Raw genomic sequence first — 19,465 nt, forward strand, 5'->3', positions numbered from 1 at the left:
ACTGATGAGATTTTTATCCTGTTTATTATTATTAAGCATAAGTATATTATGCTTCGGACAGGATAAGTATTCATCCAAAGACAAAACTGCTATCAGAAGTTATGAGAAAGCCAGTTACTTCTTAGATTTAAATCGCTTTTCAGAAGCAAAAGTTGAGTTAAACTATGCTGTTAAACAGGATGATGAATTTATTGAAGCTTATTTGCTATTAGCTGATGTTTACAGAGTAACTTTTGATTTAGTAAATGCCAAACTTACTTACAGAAAGGCATTTGCTATAAATCCAGATTTTGCCCCAGAAAGATATTTCTACTTGGCCGAGTGTGAAATCAAAACCGGAGATTACCAGGAAGCGATAAGCCATCTCAATAGTTATCTTTCCAAAGCTAAACCTCAGGAAAAAAGACTTTATCTAACAAATAAATATCTCAAAGATTGTGATTTTGCTTTGCTAGCCCTTAAAAATCCGGTTTCTTTTAAACCAGAAAACTTAGGTCCAAATATCAATACCGCCGATCAAGAGTATTTAGCTGCCTTAACAACTGATGAAAATACCTTGATTTTTACCCGGCAGATCAATAATAACGAGGACTTTTACATCTCGAAAAAGAAAAACTCAAAATGGGAAAAGGCTACTTATTTAAGTACCAATATCAATACGCCTAATTATAACGAGGGTGCTCAATGTATCTCGCCAGATGGGCAATTTCTTTTTTTTACTGGTTGTAATAGGCCAGATGGCTTAGGTAGATGCGATATTTATGTCTCACAAAGAGAGGGCGACGGCTGGAGTAAGCCTATCAATTTAGGAAATCCTATCAATACAAAAGGCTGGGAATCTCAACCCTCTATTTCTGCAGATGGTAGAACCTTATATTTTGTAAGCGACCGTGATGATGGTTTTGGAAGTTATGATATCTGGAAAAGTGAACTTACCGACGAAGGAAAATGGGGTAACCCTATCAATTTAGGGCCTAAAATAAACACGCCTTTTGATGAGCAATCGCCCTTTATTCATCCAGATAATGAAACTTTATATTTTTCATCTAACGGTTGGATAGGTTTAGGTAATAAAGATATTTTTATCTCTCGTTTAGATAAAGATGGAAATTGGTCTGATGCACAAAATTTAGGTTATCCCATTAATACTTACGGAGAGGAAAGTGGCTTAACTATTAATGCTTCTGGAACAAAAGCATTTTTCTCTTCTAATAATTTTAATGGTTTTGGTGGCTTTGATATATATTCTTTTGATTTGCCTAATGCCTTAAAGCCTAAAACAGTTAATTATGTAAAGGGTAAAGTTTATGATGCAGAAAGCAAGCAACCTTTAGATGCTGTGGTTGATATTATTGATTTAAAAACAGAAAATTCTCTTTACGCTTCTTATGCCAATAAAGTAGATGGAACGTTTATGGCTACCCTACCCAATGATAAACTTTATAGTTTAAACGTATCTAAAAAAGGCTATTTATTTTATTCTGAAAGCTTTTCTGTAGAGCATCATAAACCAGGAGAACCTGTCGTTTTAGATGTTCCTCTTCATAAAATTGCTATAGGTAATAAAGTTATTTTAAGAAACATCTTCTTTGACTCTAATAAGTTTAACATCAAAACAGAGTCTAAAGTAGAACTTGAAAAACTAATAGAGTTTTTAACAGAAAACCCTAAAGTGGTGATAGAAATTAGAGGTTTTACAGATGATATTGGAGATAATCAGTCTAATTTATTATTGTCTCAGAACAGGTCCAAATCTGTTTATAGCTATCTTTTAGAAGCTGGAATTAATGAAAATAGGATTAAATATAAGGGTTATGGAGAATCAAACCCGATAGCTGATAACCTAACACCAGAAGGAAGAGCCAGCAATAGAAGAACCGAGTTTGTGATTACAGAAATCAGAGAAACTATTAAATAATAGCTTCTCTAATTCTGATTAATTTCTTTAGTAAATCTTCTAACAAGTCTAATTGTAACATATTTGCACCATCAGATTTTGCATTTTTAGGATCAGGATGCGTTTCTATAAAAAGTCCATCAGCACCCACAGCAATAGCAGCTTTAGCAATGGTTTCTATTAAAGCTGGCTTACCACCTGTAACACCTGATGTTTGATTAGGCTGTTGCAAAGAATGTGTACAATCCATCACCACAGGAACATCAAAGCTTCTCATTTCTGGTATGCCTCTAAAATCTACTATTAAGTCTTGGTAGCCAAAGGTATTGCCTCTATCTGTTAAGATAACATTGTTATTTCCGGCATCTTTAATTTTATCTACCGCAAACTTCATGGATCCAGCAGATAAAAACTGCCCTTTCTTAACATTTACATACTTACCAGTTTGTGCAGCAGCTATCAATAAATCTGTTTGTCGGCATAAAAAAGCAGGAATTTGCAAAACATCTACATAAGCTGCAGCCATAGCAGCATCTTTACTTTCGTGAATATCAGTAACGGTTGGTACATCAAAAGTTTGAGAAACTTTTTCTAGTATTTTCAATGCTTTTTCATCACCAATACCTGTAAAAGAATCAACCCTAGAGCGGTTTGCTTTTTTAAAAGAGCCTTTAAAAATATAAGGTATTTGTAACTTATCGGTAATCTCAACAATTCTTTCAGCTATTCTTAATGCTATGTCTTCGCCTTCTATAGCGCAAGGGCCAGCCATTAAGAAGAAATTGTTGCTGTTAGTGTGTTTTAATTTATCTAGATTCATCATGTTTGTATAAGTTTATGCTTTAGTTTCCTAACTCAGACATAAACTTGATTCTCATTAATTGTATTTCTTCGCGGTTATAATCATCAGAACCTAATTCTTCCAAAGCTTTATCAATAGAATCTACTTCGGCAGTTTTAAAGTAATCAAATACCTCATCTTGCCTGTCTTCATCAATAACCTCATCAATAAAGTAATTCAAATTAAGTTTGGTGCCAGAGCTTACGATAGATTCTACCTCTTTCAGTATTTCTTCGTAAGTAATACCTTTAGAAGCTGCTATATCCTCTAAAGAAATTTGTCTATCAATATTTTGGATAATAGAAACCTTTAAAGCAGATTTATTAGCTGTTGTTTTCACAACAAAATCTATTGGGCGGTCTATATCGTTATCTTCAACATATTTCTTGATAAGCTCTATAAATGGAGTTCCAAATTTAAGCGCCTTCCCATTACCAACACCAGAAATATGTTTCAACTCATCCATATTGATTGGATAATGTGTACACATTTCTTCTAAAGATGGGTCTTGGAAGATCACAAAAGGAGGAAGATTTTTTTGCTTAGCAATTTTCTTCCTTAAATCTTTTAGCATCTGCAAAAGCTGCGTATCTAAAGCGCTACTACCATGCTGTACAGATGAATCATCATCCTTATCAGGGATATCCATTGGTCTATTCATTACAAACCTTAAAGCATAAGGATTGGTAAGATAAGATTGACCATTTTTGGTTAACCTCAATAAACCAAAGTTGTCTACATCTTTAGCTAAGAAATTATTTAAAACAGCTTGTCTTAAAACAGATTTCCATAGAAACAAGCCCTCTGCTTTTCCTGAGCCAAAATGTGGGGATTGATGATGCTTATAAGACTGAATTTGTGCAGTTTCTTGTCCCATTAACACATTGATGATATAATGGTCGTCAAACTTTTCGCCAAATTCCTGTATCATATTTAAAACCTTACCGAGGTGCTCTTCTGCATTAAAAAACTGCTTTTGAGCCCGGCAGTTATCGCACATGTTATTACAACCTGCCTCGTTAAAGTTTTCTCCAAAATAATGTAGAATTTGTTTTCTTCTACAAACGGCAGATTCAGAATAATCTATAACTTCTTTTAGTATTTGCGTACCTATTTCTCTTTCAGAAACAGGCTTATCTTTCATAAACTTTGCTAACTTCTCTACATCTTTATCAGAATAGAAAGCTATACAATGTCCTTCGCCACCATCTCTACCTGCCCTACCCGTTTCCTGGTAGTAGCCCTCCATACTTTTAGGAATATCATGATGAATAACATACCTCACATCTGGTTTGTCTATCCCCATCCCAAATGCAATGGTAGCCACAATTACATCAACATCTTCCATCAAGAATTTATCTTGTGTATCGGCTCTTACTTTAGGGTCTAAACCAGCATGGTATGGCAGAGATTTAACACCGTTAATTTCTAAGGCATTAGCAACTTCCTCAACCTTTTTACGACTTAAACAATAAACAATACCAGATTTCCCTAAATTACTTTTTACATACCTGATGATTTCCTTTAAAACATCAGATTTAGGTTTTACTTCATAGTATAAGTTGGGGCGGTTAAAAGACGATTTGAAGATATTTGCCTTAGTCATCTGCAAATTCTTCTGAATATCATGCTGTACTTTTGGCGTTGCTGTTGCAGTTAACGCAATAACAGGTATATTTTCTCTGATATTATTAATGACCTGGCGGATTTTTCTGTACTCAGGTCTAAAATCATGTCCCCATTCTGATATACAATGGGCTTCATCTACAGCTACAAAAGAAACCGTTATAGACTTTAAAAAATCTATATTTTCTTGTTTTGTTAAAGATTCTGGTGCAACATATAGCAGTTTGGTTTGCCCAGCAGTTACATCTTCTTTAACTTTTGTGATTTCTGTTTTGGTTAATGATGAATTTAAAAAGTGGGCAATACTATCATAACCTCCAAAAGCCCTTAATTGGTCTACCTGATTTTTCATCAAGGCAATCAATGGAGAGATTACAATTGCTGTACCTTCGCTCATGAGCGCTGGTAATTGGTAACAGATAGATTTACCGCCTCCAGTAGGCATAATAACAAAGGTATCCTTCTTTTCTAAGATACTGGTTATGATAGCTTCCTGGTCTCCTTTGAAATTATCAAAGCCAAAAAACGTTTGTAAATTATCAATTAATGATTTTTTAATCTGCATTTTTTAAGGAAAAATTAACCTATGCTAATTTTAAACATCAAAATAACATATTTTTGTGATTATATAGTATTAAAATTTAAACTTTTTTCATTTTGAAATCACCTCAAGAAATTCTTGATATAGCTAAAAGAACCTTAGTAACTGAATCACAGGCAATTCTAAACCTATCATCTAAATTAAATCATGATTTTTATCATCTTGTTGAGGAGATATTAAACCTTAAAGGCCGAGTTATTATTACTGGAGTAGGAAAAAGTGCTATCATTGCCCAAAAGATAGTAGCCACCTTTAATTCTACCGGAACCCCAGCGATATTTATGCATGCAGCAGATGCTATCCATGGTGATTTAGGCATTATACAAAAGGATGATTTGGTTATTTGCTTATCAAAAAGTGGTCATACAGCAGAAATAAAAGTTTTAATTCCGCTATTGAAGCAAGCTGACACCAAATTGGCCTGCATTGTAGGCGATATCAACTCTTATTTAGCACAACAATCTGATTATATCTTAGATGTTACGATAGAAACAGAGGCTTGTCCGCATAATTTAGCCCCTACTACAAGTACTACTGCTCAATTAGCCATGGGCGATGCTTTGGCTGTAGCCTTATTAGAGTGCAGAGCTTTTACCAGTGCAGATTTTGCAAAATACCATCCTGGAGGGTCTTTAGGAAAACGATTATACCTTAAAGTACAAGATTTATCCAGTTTAAATGAAAAACCAGAAGTTCACCCTGACGCTAGTATTAGAGATGTTATTTTAGAAATCACGAAAAAAAGACTAGGCGTAGTAGCTGTAACATTAGAAAATGACTTAAAAGGTGTAATTACTGATGGAGATTTGCGAAGAATGATGGAAAAATTCACTTACTTTGAAGAGTTATCTGCCAAAGACATCATGAATGCTCAACCCAAAACAATAGCAAATGATGAATTAGCAGTAAACGCATTAAAATTAATGAAGCAGTATAATATTACCCAACTTATAGTAACCCAAAACGGCAATTATAACGGAGTAATACATTTGCATGACTTACTTAAAGAAGGAATAATATAAAATGAGCAAGAATTTTGCACTGATAATGGCTGGCGGTATCGGAAGTCGCTTTTGGCCAGTAAGCAGAACTACTTTTCCTAAGCAGTTTTTAGATATTTTGGGAACTGGTAAAAGCCTGATTCAAAACACCTACGATAGATTTTTAAAGATATTACCAAAAGAAAATATTTTTATTTTAACCAATGAGAGTTATTTTGATTTGGTTAAGGAACACCTTCCTGAATTAGAAGATCATCAAATTATTTGCGAGCCTATTATGCGTAATACTGCACCTTGTATTGCTTATGGTACCGCAAAAATTAAATTGATTGATGCTGATGCCAATATTGTTGTTGCGCCATCAGATCATTTAATTTTGGATACAGAAAATTTTGTTGAGATTATTAATAAAGCGCTAGATATTGCTAGCAAACACGACTGTCTAATTACCCTAGGTATTAAACCATCTAGACCTGATACGGGCTATGGCTATATCCAATATGCAGATCAAACTTTAGAAGAAAACTTACACAAGGTTAAAACCTTTACAGAAAAACCTAGTCTTGAAATTGCTGAAACTTTCTTAGCTAGTGGCGATTTCCTTTGGAATGCCGGCATATTCGTATGGTCTGCAAAAGCTATTTCTAAATCTTTTGACCAGTTTTTACCAGATATTGCTGAAATCTTTAATGAAGGCAAAAATCATTACAATACCCCTAGAGAAAAGGAATATATACAAGCTGGTTTCCAAAGATGTGTGAATATTTCTATTGATTACGGTGTGATGGAAAAAGCAGAGAATGTATATGTGATGCCAGCAGATTTTGGCTGGTCTGATTTAGGTACATGGGCTTCTGTTTACGACCTTTCAGAAAAAGATTATGTAGGTAATGCTGTCATCAATGCAGAAAAAGTAATGATGTACGATTCTTCTAACTGCATGGTGAATGTACCCTCTGATAAACTGGTTATTTTAGAAGGTTTACATGATTATATCGTGGTAGAATCTAATAACACCTTATTAATTTGCCCAAGAAGTAATGAGCAGCATGTGAAGCAGGTAGTTGCAGATGTTAAGCAGAAGTTTGGGAATAAGTTTATATAGATGGCTTTAATCACACTCAAAGAATTTGATAACCCTATTGATGCTCATTTATTAAAATCCAGATTAATTAATGAAGATATAGATTGCTATATTTTTGATGAAAACATCGTTGCTCTAAATCCACTATATAATACAGCTATAGGTGGTATAAAATTAAGGATAGACGAAAGAGATTTAGATAAAGCCTTAATAATTCTTAAGGAGATTGATGACACTCCAAACACGAATGAAGACAATGAAGTTGTTATTTGCCCGAATTGTGGTTCGTCTGATTTAATTTCTGGTTATAAATCTATGAAAGATACAAAAGGTATTATAGCAGCTTTCGTATCTTTTATATTTATGGTATTACCTATCTATTATAAAACTGTTTACAAGTGTAAGGATTGTGATACTGAGTTTAAAGGTTAAGTCCTCATTTAACAACAACTATTACTTTATTGTTTAAGTGCGGTTGATATTATTTTTGATTTTGCCAATCAAAATCTGAAAATGCTTTCCAAGCTCTAAATAAAAATCCATATGTTTTAATTTACATAGATGCATCAATTTCACCGAAGATGTTTTCTGCAATCTCTTTATTTAAATAACTTTTTGATTCATTTCCATTAACCCATGCTTGAGATATAATCACCCCACATCTTTTATTATCAATTAAACTTTCCTTAAAAAAAGTTTTTGGATTAAATATTCCTAATTTCTTATCTCTTACTTTTGCCTCTCCAGGATATAATAAATAACACCTTACTGCATCAAAATAATAATGGTATGCAAACATTTGTCTTAAATCATCCATAGATATGTTCTTTACATCATCATAAAGATTTTTCCATTTGGTGTCTATAACAATGTATTCGTATTCAGGTTTATCGTACTTGTCTCTACCTATCTCTTTTTGCAAAACAATATCAGGTTTTAAGCTTTTATTGGTATTTCCATGATTCCAAAAAATGGTAGAACGCTGATTATGAATAATAAACCTCCCTTTATTCTCCCTTTGCAAAATTCTATAGATATATTCTTCCCAAAGCTTATTCATATCAAATAAAATAGCAATCGAATGGCTAGCTCCTGAACTTACATCTGGACGATAATTCAATAACAATAGTTTAGCAATTTGTATAGCAGACTTGTAAGGTTCAGATTTTCTGTCGTAAACTAAATTATCAAACAAAGAAGCATCAACTTTAATATCTCTTACTTCTGGAAAATTTAATTGCAATTGATAGCAAAGCGAAACCAAATATTGGTTATTGCAGATTAGAGGCAATATTTTAATGGCTTTAAATAGTATTTGATGCCATTTATGGTCTTTATCATATGTTGTGCGAGAAACATAAAAACGTTCTTTATGCACAACGTTCTTTATAATGTGTTTTTGGATAAGTAATTTTCCTTTTAATGCTGTTATGTTAGCTTCTTCTTTCCTATACTTTTTAATTAAGCCAGCATTAATCAAATAATTTACCTCTTTAATAAAACGCTCTATATATAAGTCTAAAATTGAATTACTTTTTAGCTTTAATGCTGCATCAGAGATAGTTGGTGTATCTAAAGAATGGCAAACCCTAAGCATACCTATTAATATGCTTTGCCATTTATTTTTTTCTTCCTCGTCGTCCCAATTCTGATTATTATCTGCTTTAGGTAGTATTTCAATTGTTAAATCTAATACTTTAATTACCCCTACATATTCGCAGAATTTTATTCCGCCTCTGCTAGGAGTAAAAAAAAGTCTTTTGTTTTCATCATACATTTTCCATAAAGCATTAATGTATTTTTCATCTAAAGGCTTTAGTTCTTTAACTTTACCTATATAAAACCATAAATTTTGATTTTTTATTATGGTTTGATGTTCAAAGACTTTTAATATAGGCATATTAAATATTTTTTACCGCATTCAGGAAATTAGAATAATCTATATCATTTTCAAATTTTTCAATCTTATATACTTTCTTTTCAAAAAGCATCTCTTTATCTTCATATTCAAAAGAAGCGAAGAAATTTTCATAAGAATCTTTTTTAGAAATTCCTTTAACAAATGCACTACCTAAAACCAATCCTATTTTACCATAATCGCCAAAAAAATATTCTTGTAAAAGAGGGATAATCTTGTCATAAAATACGTGATAAAGCTTCTCTTCATCATTAACATTAATAAAAAAGGAATGACCAATAGTGTGGTCTCTACTTAACAACTTTTCTAAACGCTTATTAATTTTCTTTAAAACATCACCTAAATGTATACCATCAACTATTCCAATAAGGTTATGTTCATGATTGGGCAACATTTCTTCAAAACAAAAACGACGTCTTAAAGCAGTATCTAAAGCCTCTACACTTCTATCAGCCGTATTCATGGTACCTATAATATAGACGTTATTGGGTACAGAAAACTTTTCATGAGAATATGGCAAAATAATTTCTAAAGCTTCCTCCTCCTCTGCTCTTTTATCATTTTCGATTAAAGTGATTAATTCGCCAAATATTTGTGAGACATTACCTCTATTAATTTCATCAATAATTAAAACATGAGGCTTGGCTTTTTCTATTGGTTCTTTTAATATTCTATTACCATTTGCCTTTTCTAACCAATTGTTTATGAAATTTAAAGTAGCCCAATAAGCGGTTGAATTCATTCCGCCTATGATGGCTCTAAATTCTTTATCAATATTTTTAATTTTGGTTAAATCTGGTATCGCATTTTGTAAGATTTTTAAGCGTTTAAAAGAAACCGTATATTCTTTACCAGTGCTCCCCTTAGGGGTTAAACGCAAATTACCACTATTGGTTATATCTGTTATTTTGAGACCTTTATTAGGAGTTAAAACATTCAATACGTAATCTACTTCCATCTCTTGGTAGTTTTGCACTTGTGCAATTAATTCATTCCAAGCATCCTCAAAATAATATTTCTTACCATCCGTGTATTCTATTGGTAATATTCTGGCTTTATTACATAATTTTTTAAAAATGCCATCCTTTTTTTCGTAAACTACCGAACGAACCCCATCTTTATCTTCCTCAATATCTGGTTTTATTCCTTCAACAAAATCTTCATACCCCATACTTTGATGAAATGTTATAAAAACAATTTGTCCAGAATTTACATAAATATCAAAACGACTTTTTATTTCAGAACGCTCCTCTTTTGCTAAATCCCTTTCCTCTTTCCCCTCTATGATGGATAATGCTTTATTTATAGTATGATAAGTTTTTCCCGTACCTGGAGGGCCGTATAAAATTTGATTTAAGGGTTGACTTTTAAAATTGGATTTACCATTTTTTTCCATGTTTAGCCTCATTACAATTTCTCTAATTTTATTTCCTATACTTCCATCCATATAATTTAGCCCATCAATAATTTTTGAAACTGTAGACTGACTAAAAAAATCAATTACCACTCCATATTTAATACTTTTACTTTTAAAAAACCATTTGAACCACTTTAACTCACTTGGTAGAGTTTCACCTATTTCATTATAAAATATTTCACAATTTGACTCATCTTCAAAATGTAGGAATAATTCTAAGGTGCCTTCATTTAAATTATAAACTAATTCATAATGGGCTATTGTATCTGTTATTAAATTCTCTTTATCAGAAATCCAAATCCAAGCTCTCTTCCTATCTTTTCCTTGTGTGCTCATTAATAGCTGAAAAGTAGAGCCCTCATTTTCCACTTTTAATTCGTCGTTAAGCTCTTCTAATAAACTGCTAAAAGTTCTAGTGTATTTATCAAGCATCCTATATAGTATATCTTGTACTAGAATAAGATGATTTGGATCTTCGTAGGAATTTTTAGTTAATCCCAGTTTTACTAAGTTTAAAAGTTCTGTATCAGGTTTAATATAACCATTTACAAAATCATCAATTATAGAAAGATAATGTATATACTTCTCCCCTTTATTAGCCGGTTTTATTTTGAGCCTTTTACAAAGTTCTTGATAAAAAGAGTCCTTAAAAAAAGCATATTTTTCTGGCTTATGTAGCGTTAATAGAGTAGCTATGGTTCTTTCATCATGGTGCGATGAAAGTTTAGGATCCGGTACAATACTCCTATATAAAGTTAAAACTTCACTAGAAAATCTTGCCATTCTATCTGCTAAATCAATTTTTTCATCAAAAAGTATTTTAAAACACTCGCGATACTCTTCTGTTTTAGCTATTGCCAAATGTCTAATACAACCTATTCCAACACCATATACTAAATTGGAAAAATCTATTCCTCTAATTTCTTCATTAAAGTCGGGAACGTTAAGGTTTGGTCTACCTTTAAATTTTTGCACCAACTCCCATTTGTATACCTCTTCTTTTAATCCAGTTTTGTTTAAAAGTTCTTTATATTGTTTTATAAGACCAGCAAATACATCATGATTTTTTTTATTTATTGTAAATCCAATTTCTATTAAAGGTAAATTGGTGTTATCGCCACCATTTAAAGTCATAGTTTCCCATTTTGGTATTTGGAATAATTTAGCAGCCACTCTTATAACTTCTTTTGGAGGAAACTCTTTTCCCTTATAAACCAAATTATATTGCGTTGAAGGACTTAGAATAGGCTTATTCTCTATTATATATTCTAAAGCAGCTTCAATCTGTTCTTTTGTAAATTGCTTTGCTAAATCAGGCATAGATTTTCTTAAAGTATTATGTGGTTTTTTAATGATATTTAAATGCTCTTAACCTTTACGCTTAAGAATGAAGGCAATTCTTTGATAGCTCATAAATCTGTTTTAATTCTGTTAAGAGAGATGTTTTCATGTTTTATATTATTGATATTAAAGACTAGATATTTTACTTTAATTAAGAACATATATTTCCGTCTGAAGTTCGAGCCCAGATGAGTGCATACCAATATTAATTAGAAGATTTGCTAATGCCTACCCATGATATTCTACCCTTATTTATTTTATTAACAATTCCATCTATAAGTTGCTCCATTCGGTTTATCGTATTGCATTATGAATAAATTTCATGTTCATTAACAGTTAATGAACATACATTTATAATTTCTTATTCCGATTCTACCTCATATCTCCTTCAATCCTAACTCCCTCAAAAAACTATTATGCTTATCCCGAGCTTCTTTTATAGATTTTTCAATTTCCACCAACTTAACATTTACTTCGTCTAAATCAATTACCTCTTCATCTACAGAAGTGCTTACATACCTAGATATATTAAGGTTATAAGCATTCTGCTCTATTTCTTCCATAGAAACTCTTCTAGAATAGCGCTCTTGCTCTGTTCTAAATTGGTAAGTAGAAACTATCTTCTCTATGTCATTGGGTTCATCTCCCTCGCCATCCCGTAATCTATTCTGACGTTTTCCTTTTTCGTAATGCTCTGCCGCATTAATAAATAGTACATCATCAAACTTCTTACATTTTTTAAGTACGATGATACACACAGGTATACCTGTAGAAAAGAATAAGTTAGATGGTAAACCTATCACCGTATCAATACGGTTATCTTTTAGAAGCTTTGTTCTGATACGTTCTTCTGCGCCTCCTCTAAATAATACCCCATGTGGCAATATAATTGCCATGGTGCCGCTATCGCTTAAAAAGTGGAAACCATGTAATAAAAAAGCAAAATCTGCTGCCGACTTCGGCGCTAGCCCAAAGCTCTTAAAACGGAAATCTTCTCCCATAACTTCATTGGGCTCCCAACGGTAGCTAAAAGGTGGATTAGCTACAATAGCATCAAATTCTATTTTCTTTGCTGGATTCATCTCATTCAATAAATCCCAGTCATTCGCTAAAGAATCACCGTGATGAATAGCAAACTCGGTATCTTTTACACCATGTAAAAGCATATTCATCCTAGCTAAGTTGTAAGTGGTAATATTATATTCCTGACCGTATATCTTTCCTATTTTGCCGCCTGTCTTACGCAATTGCTCACGAACATTTAACAATAGAGAACCCGAACCACAGGCAAAGTCTATAACCCTATCTATTTTAGGTTTTGCCCCTAATGATGGGTCTTGACTATCTAAAACCACAATTTTTGATAAAATGGTTGATAATTGTTGTGGCGTATAAAACTCACCTGCTTTTTTACCTGAGCCTGCTGCAAATTGCCCAATCAAATACTCATAAGCATCGCCTAAAGTGTCTGCATCTGAGGAGAATTTGCCTATACCTTCTGCTATCTTTTGAATGATGGTACAAAGTCTTTTATTACGCTCTGTATAGTTTTTACCTAACTTCTCAGAATCTAAATTAATTTCAGAGAATAAGCCCTGAAACGTACTTTCAAAAGATTCGTTCTCAATGTATTTGAAACCTTGTTGTAAAGTAGTTAACAATTCGCCGTCTTGCTTACGGGCCATTTCTGCTATGCTTGCCCAAAGGTGTTGCGGCTCTATAACATAATGTATTTTACGACGCAATAACTGCTCAAATGCGGGTACATCTGCTTGGTTAGCTTCATACCATACAGCTAAAGGAGAGCGTTTATCGGTAACTTCTAAAATGGGATAATCACTTCCTAATTCTTTTTTGGCTGCTTGCTCGTAATTTTCTGACAAGTAGCGTAAAAACAGAAACGAAAGCATATAATCACGAAAATCATCTGCATTCATGGCACCACGCAAATCATCTGCAATTGCCCAAAGTGTTTTACCTAATTGTTGTTGTTCTAATGCAGTCATTTTTAATGATGTATGTTAAACCTATAAGGTTTCGAAAACCTTATAGGTTTCTTTTCTATCTATTTCAAACCTTATAGGTTTTGTTTTACAAGTCTATTATATTTTTAGGAAAGATTTTTTGTTCATGAAACTGAATAAAAAATTCGGTTCCTCCAAACCAATCCATTATTTCTTTTCTTAATAAAGAAGTAGGTTTATCACTCAACAAAGAATGGTAGCTGTCATGTTTCCATTCGCCAATATGATGAGTAATAGAATGATGAACAGCATTTTTGTGAATATACCAAAGATAACTACTAAAGTCTGCATCAGTATTTACGATACTACGTTTTAGGTAATCCGTAAATAAAGCCCCTTTTCTTTGATTTATTTTATTGAATGCTTTGGTATAGCCGTTTAAAAAGTTACTAAAGCGTTCCATAATAAAATCTGATAGATCAGTATCAGATGTATGTTTTATTTTTTTAACCTGCTCATAATGTGGAATAATCTCTTCCTCTGCTTTTATTTTCATCAATAAATGAAAATGATTTGGCAATAATGAATAGGCATACATATTAGCAACGGGTTGAGTGTGTTGCTTTAGTTTTTGTAAAAAATAGGTGTAATTATCATCCTTTAAAAACAACTTTTCCTTACCTACGGCTCTTGAAAACAAGTGGTAGGTTTGATGAGGTTGTAAAGCCTGATGGTAATTGTTTTTCATTGTTTGTTATGATTTTATCTTTAAGAACTTTTTAAGATTCTTCTTTGTACAAAAAACCTATAAGGTTTCCAAAACTTTATACTTTAAGATTCTTCGTACAAAAAACCTGTAAGGTTTTGGAAACCTTATAGGTTTAATTCCTGGCACCACGCAAATCATTTGCAAAAGCCCAAAGTGTTTTATTTATTTGTTGTTTTGATGCTGTCATTAATTGTTGGTAGTATTTGTTTGAGGAAATAAACCTTGCATTAACCCTTTTTTATGCAATTTCAAATCTTCTATTTTTTGAGTTTGTATGGATATTTGCTCATCTAAAGAAGAAAGACAATTAGCTATTTTTTGTTGTTCTAATTTCTTTGGATATAAGGCTTTAATTCTAGCAATTTCACTTTTACCAATTTCTAAGAAAGTTGAACCACTAGCTCTTCTAATTAGCTCATATCTGTGTTTTGATAACCAATAATACCAAAATAAATTAATCTGATCTTGGTTGACAAAAAGTGACTGAAAACCCTGATTGGTTGTACATTCTCTATCTGCAATAGCTATATCACCAACGGTTGCTCTAGTTGTAATTAATATTGTTCCTATTGGTAATATTTTGGCTGATGAATTTACAAGCCCTTTATTAGTAATTGCTCTCGAACTTCTAGTCAGCCGACCCGATTTTATTTCTGTAGGTGTAAACCATTGTATATGTCCATTCCAATATTCAGGATTTAATGTATCAGGAGTCCCACCACCTATAAATTTTCCAATTTCACCAAGAGTTCTCTCCTCCCAATCCCCGCTATCCTTAAACTCTGGAAAACGAAGCTTAGGAACTTTCTCCCTCTCAGCAGGGAACAATTGCTGCATCAAACCTTTTTTATGATCTTTTAATGTGTCTAACTTTTCAGTTTCTAAACGGATCAAATCATCTAAAGAAGAAAGACAATCGGCTATTTTTTGTTGTTCTAATTTTTGTTTGGGAGTAGGAAAAATGATACTGAAAAAATCAATATTACTGATATTTAATAAACCATCCATTCTTGCTCCACTAGTAATAAATCGTTTAAGTTGTAAACCATGAAAATTATTATCAAAGTAGCCATTAAAAAATTCTCCTATGACATTTGGTATGAATTTAAAACTGATAAAAGCATTAGGTACTGCTACTTCCTCAAATTCTGTTAACTTATAAATGCATCCTTGGGGAAATTTCTTTGAAGCACCCTTATTATATGAGTAATCTCCCTTTTGTAGCAAAATATAATTTTTGTATTGATGACCAGAAATGTCTCTACTAAATTTTTCCTTTTGTGTTACAAAACCTTTACCAGCAGTTATACTAACAGTTTCTAACTTTTTTTTGCCAACTTTTTCAGTTATTTGTACAGTAATTTCTTTTAATGATATGAAATTCCAGTCATCATTAAATTCAGGAAACCTCAATCTAGGCACCAATTTATTCTCTATCTCTTTATTCATAAGCTGATAATCCTGCTATTTCTCCACCTTGTGCCAGTTTTTTCAATTGTGGTATTAAATCTTCCATCAGGGCAGTTTCTTTTTTGGCTCTGTCTTTCCAACCCAATTCAAGAGGTGCTAATAAATCGCTCAAGGCATCGCCGTCAAATATCATACGTTCTACCACACCATCTACCATTGTTTTTAAAGGCTTTACGGCTATACCATGTTTATTGGCTATTACGGCTAATTCTTTGGCAGCCTTTTCTTCCCTAAAGTTTTCAAAACCTTCCCGTATTTCTTTCTCAGATAAGGGTTTGCCTACTGTTAAAGATTTAATGTATTCGGCAATATCTTCTTTGTCATCCATTAAATTGGCGCTAGCGCTTAAGAGATTAATCAATTGCTCTTGCGTCATCTTCTGCTTAGAAGGTTTCGTATCGGTATACTTGGCAATTAAGCCCATAATATAGTCGTAATCTACCACGGCAGAGGCAAACAGCACAAATTCAAAATCTAATTGCTGTAAGTCCTCGGGTAAATTATCCCCATCTTTATCCTGCTGCTCTTTTAAACGTTTAGCAGTCTCTAAATAAGCAATTTTAAAAGGTCGTAATTCTTCTTCTGGCATTACGGCTTCTATTTTAGCTTTATCCGCTTCGTCTAAATCTGTGTATTGCTCTAATTGGGTTTTGTAACGTTGTACTTCCTTAAAGTAATTGATAAATTCTGCTCTGGCTAAATCACCTTTTAAATTAGCAACGTCTTCTGCTCGGTTTTCTAAACCACAGGAAGCCATAAATTGCTCTAATTCTTTAACCGCTGTTTCAAACTTTTCAATAACTACCGGAGCAGCATCTACCAACCAAATTTCTTTGGCTTTGCTGGTATCTTCGCCACAAAACAAGGCAATGGCTTCATCTACATTGTTTTGCTGATTACGGAAATCTAGAATATGGCCTGCTGGCTTGCTTCCGTTCAAAATCCTGTTGGTTCTGGAAAAAGCTTGTATTAAACCGTGGTATTTCAGGTTTTTATCTACGTATAAAGTATTTAAGTACTTAGAATCAAAACCGGTTAGCAACATATCCACTACAATTACAATATCTATTTTATTGGCATGTGGATAATCTGCATTGCTATATTTTTGATCTTTAATGCGTTGTTGCACATCTTGATAATACAAATCAAATTCTGCTAAAGTATGGTTGGTTTTGTACTGTTGGTTATAATCGTTTAAGATATTTTTAAGCGCCAGTTTCTTTTCTTCTGGTGCAACTTCGTTATCTGCTTTCTCTTGAGGTAAATCTTCCTGTATTTGTTTTACATCCTGGTTACCCTCTGCCGGAGGAGAGAACACACAGGCAATATTTAATGGTCTGTAATCTTCATCTATTGCCGCCTTATTAGCTTGCAAATCTTTAAAAAGATTATAATAAGCAATGGCATCGTTAATAGAGGCCGTTGCCAAAACCGCATTAAATTTACGGTAATGTGTGGCTGCATCATGCTTATTAAAAATAGCTTCTACCACAGCTTGCTTGGCAATACTTTCGTTTGCTTTAGGCTGATGATCACCTTCACCTTTATAATAATCTATATGAAAACGTAATACGTTATTATCATCTATAGCATTGGTAATGGTATAGGCATGTAAACGCTGCTGAAAAACTTCTTCTGTAGTTAAGTAAGATGCTTGTTGTCCGTCTATTCTTTTATAGGTGGCATTGTCCTCAAAAATGGGTGTTCCCGTAAAGCCAAATAGCTGTGCTTTCGGGAAAAACTCTTTAATGGCTTTATGATTCTCGCCAAACTGAGAACGGTGGCATTCATCAAAAATAAAAACCAAGCGTTTGTTAGATAAGGCTTTTAATTGTTCTTTATAGTTTTTACGATGGTTGGGGTCTAAAGCCAAGCCCAATTTTTGTATGGTGGTTACAATTACTTTATCGGCATAACTTTCGGATAACATCCTACGTACCAGCGTATCGGTATTGGTGTTTTCTTCTACGCTACCTTCTTGGAATTTGTTAAACTCTTCACGGGTTTGCCTATCTAAGTCTTTTCTATCAACCACAAACAAACATTTCTCTACGTCCTCATTATCTTTTAACAGCGTAGATGCTTTAAACGAAGTAAGCGTTTTACCGCTACCCGTAGTATGCCAGATATAACCATTCCCCCTATTTTGTTCAATAGCTTTAACAATGGCTTTAACCGCATAAATCTGATATGGGCGCATCACCATCAACTTTTGCTCACTCTCTACCAACACCATATACCTGCTTATCATTTCGCCTAGTGTGCACTTGGCTAAAAACTTTTCTGCAAAGTCATAAAGGTTGTTTACCTTGGTATTATCATCATTTGCCCATTGATAAACAGGCAAAAATTGTTCATCAGCATTAAAAGTAAAATGCTGATTTTTATTATTAGAAAAATAATAGGTTTCTGCTCTATTGCTTACTACAAACAGCTGCATAAAGCAGAGTAAGGAGTTACTATAGCCATTACCTGTATCATTTTTATAATCAACAATTTGTTGCATAGCCCTTCGCGGACTAATGTTTAAAGTTTTTAATTCAATTTGTACAACCGGAACACCATTTATAAGCAATATAACATCATAACGATGATTACTATCAGTTGTATTTATCCTAAGCTGATTAATTACTTCATATTCATTTTTACACCAGTCTTTAATATCTACCAAAGTATATTGTAGTGGTGTACCATCTTCACGGGTAAAAGTATTCTTTTATCGCAGAATTTTTGAGGCCTGAAATACATCTGATGTGATAATTTCATCACGCAAACGAGCAAATTCGGCATTACTGAGTTTAACCCGATTTAAGGTTTCAAATTTGAGCCTAAAGTTTTGCTCTAGCGATTGACGGTCACGAATATCAGGACGATAATTATATTTAAGATCTTGCAGTTTTCCTACAAAACCGTATTCTATTTGAGATTCGTTAACAATTGAAGTCATCTATATAGTAATGTCTTATAATAAATTACTCAAACCCGAAATCAGCTTTCAAAGTCCGATATAAATTATACTTGAGTGCCTGAAATTAACCTAATAATATTAATTTGGCAAAAATATATCTTCTATTTTCTTTAATTGCTTAATTATAAATATAGTATCTAAGAAGTTGAAATTTATAAGTCAATACAATAATACATAACTTCTTTACCATTTTACCCACTTCCTTTTTTAAAATCATTCCATTCCCCCATCACCCAAAATTCAACTCCGTCTGATAAAACACCTTGCCTATGGGTACTTCTGGTACTGTTTCTTTCTTATCGGGAGTTTTTTCTATTAAGGTTTTAGGTTTTAAGGCTTGGGAGCTACTATTTTTGCTTTTCCTTTTAGAAATTTCACTTAGAATTTCCTGTCCTCGGTAATTATCTAAAGGATAGCGCTTAACTTCCTCTTTTGCAGCTTCTACTGGCTGGGCCGACTCTTCTTTAGGTATATGAAAAGCGCCAATAATCTCGGCAGGACTAATTGCCCTAAACGGAATGCCCGACAAATACAAATAGTGATTGGTACTAATTGGGATAATCTTCTC

14 protein-coding genes and 1 pseudogene are annotated in these 19,465 nt (G+C 33.0%); 4 read left to right on the forward strand and 11 right to left on the reverse strand.

Annotated elements, in window-relative coordinates; translation table 11 throughout:
* Positions 1–4 precede the first annotated feature (4 nt).
* Positions 5–1,918, forward strand: a complete 1,914-nt coding sequence (locus H510_RS0113720) for an OmpA family protein (protein ID WP_026904846.1) — start codon at positions 5–7, stop codon at positions 1,916–1,918.
* Here H510_RS0113720 and kdsA read toward each other — a convergent pair.
* On the reverse strand, positions 1,911–2,717 hold the full coding sequence (gene kdsA / locus H510_RS0113725) for a 3-deoxy-8-phosphooctulonate synthase (protein ID WP_425413807.1): 807 nt from the start codon (positions 2,715–2,717) through the stop codon (positions 1,911–1,913). The genes H510_RS0113720 and kdsA overlap by 8 nt on opposite strands.
* A gap of 22 nt (positions 2,718–2,739) precedes the next feature.
* Positions 2,740–4,929, reverse strand: a complete 2,190-nt coding sequence (recQ, locus tag H510_RS0113730) for a DNA helicase RecQ (protein ID WP_026904848.1) — start codon at positions 4,927–4,929, stop codon at positions 2,740–2,742.
* A gap of 92 nt (positions 4,930–5,021) precedes the next feature.
* Here recQ and H510_RS0113735 point away from each other — a divergent pair, with 92 nt between their 5' ends.
* The 3 genes from H510_RS0113735 to H510_RS0113745 are packed head-to-tail and all read left to right on the forward strand — an operon-like array spanning position 5,022 to position 7,482.
* The gene (locus tag H510_RS0113735) at positions 5,022–5,987 is read left to right on the forward strand and encodes a KpsF/GutQ family sugar-phosphate isomerase (RefSeq protein ID WP_026904849.1); all 966 of its coding nucleotides are present in this window, start codon (positions 5,022–5,024) and stop codon (positions 5,985–5,987) included.
* 1 nt (position 5,988) lies between these two features.
* On the forward strand, positions 5,989–7,071 hold the full coding sequence (locus tag H510_RS0113740; RefSeq protein WP_026904850.1) for a mannose-1-phosphate guanylyltransferase: 1,083 nt from the start codon (positions 5,989–5,991) through the stop codon (positions 7,069–7,071).
* Positions 7,072–7,482 carry a putative signal transducing protein gene (locus H510_RS0113745; RefSeq protein ID WP_026904851.1) on the forward strand — a complete coding sequence of 137 codons (411 nt, stop codon included), beginning with the start codon at positions 7,072–7,074 and terminating at the stop codon, positions 7,480–7,482.
* A 121-nt stretch (positions 7,483–7,603) separates the two neighbouring features.
* On the opposite strand, the gene H510_RS18950 is transcribed toward H510_RS0113745, so the two are convergent.
* The 9 genes and pseudogenes from H510_RS18950 to H510_RS20425 all read right to left on the reverse strand — a co-directional run bounded on the left by H510_RS18950 (position 7,604) and on the right by H510_RS20425 (position 19,426).
* On the reverse strand, positions 7,604–8,950 hold the full coding sequence (locus tag H510_RS18950; RefSeq protein ID WP_051291232.1) for an McrC family protein: 1,347 nt from the start codon (positions 8,948–8,950) through the stop codon (positions 7,604–7,606).
* 1 nt (position 8,951) lies between these two features.
* Complete coding sequence (locus H510_RS19645; protein ID WP_051291234.1) at positions 8,952–11,705, reverse strand: McrB family protein; 2,754 nt, start codon at positions 11,703–11,705, stop codon at positions 8,952–8,954.
* Between the two features lie 398 nt (positions 11,706–12,103).
* Positions 12,104–13,732 (reverse strand): type I restriction-modification system subunit M, encoded by a 1,629-nt coding sequence (locus H510_RS0113760; RefSeq protein ID WP_026904853.1) that lies wholly within the window; start codon positions 13,730–13,732, stop codon positions 12,104–12,106.
* Positions 13,733–13,817: 85 nt separating this feature from the next.
* Complete coding sequence (locus tag H510_RS0113765) at positions 13,818–14,438, reverse strand: hypothetical protein (protein ID WP_026904854.1); 621 nt, start codon at positions 14,436–14,438, stop codon at positions 13,818–13,820.
* A 207-nt stretch (positions 14,439–14,645) separates the two neighbouring features.
* Entirely contained in the window at positions 14,646–15,908 is a 1,263-nt protein-coding gene (locus tag H510_RS0113770; RefSeq protein ID WP_026904855.1) for a restriction endonuclease subunit S, read from the reverse strand.
* Positions 15,901–16,794, reverse strand: a complete 894-nt coding sequence (locus H510_RS20565) for a type I restriction endonuclease subunit R, EcoR124 family (protein WP_281168255.1) — start codon at positions 16,792–16,794, stop codon at positions 15,901–15,903. The genes H510_RS0113770 and H510_RS20565 overlap by 8 nt, the downstream gene beginning before the upstream one ends.
* A pseudogene (locus H510_RS18955) lies at positions 16,789–18,624 on the reverse strand (type I restriction endonuclease subunit R); the annotation flags it as partial. The pseudogene H510_RS18955 and the gene H510_RS20565, both read right to left, overlap by 6 nt.
* Before the next feature lie 21 nt (positions 18,625–18,645).
* Complete coding sequence (locus H510_RS20420) at positions 18,646–18,876, reverse strand: PDDEXK family nuclease (RefSeq protein WP_211226582.1); 231 nt, start codon at positions 18,874–18,876, stop codon at positions 18,646–18,648.
* Between the two features lie 250 nt (positions 18,877–19,126).
* Positions 19,127–19,426: a hypothetical protein gene (locus H510_RS20425; RefSeq protein ID WP_026904856.1), complete on the reverse strand. Its 300-nt coding sequence runs from the start codon at positions 19,424–19,426 to the stop codon at positions 19,127–19,129.
* Positions 19,427–19,465: the final 39 nt, after the last annotated feature.

Origin of the sequence: Pedobacter glucosidilyticus DSM 23534, assembly GCF_000425145.1 — a bacterium.
Taxonomy (GTDB): Bacteria; Bacteroidota; Bacteroidia; order Sphingobacteriales; family Sphingobacteriaceae; genus Pseudopedobacter; species Pseudopedobacter glucosidilyticus.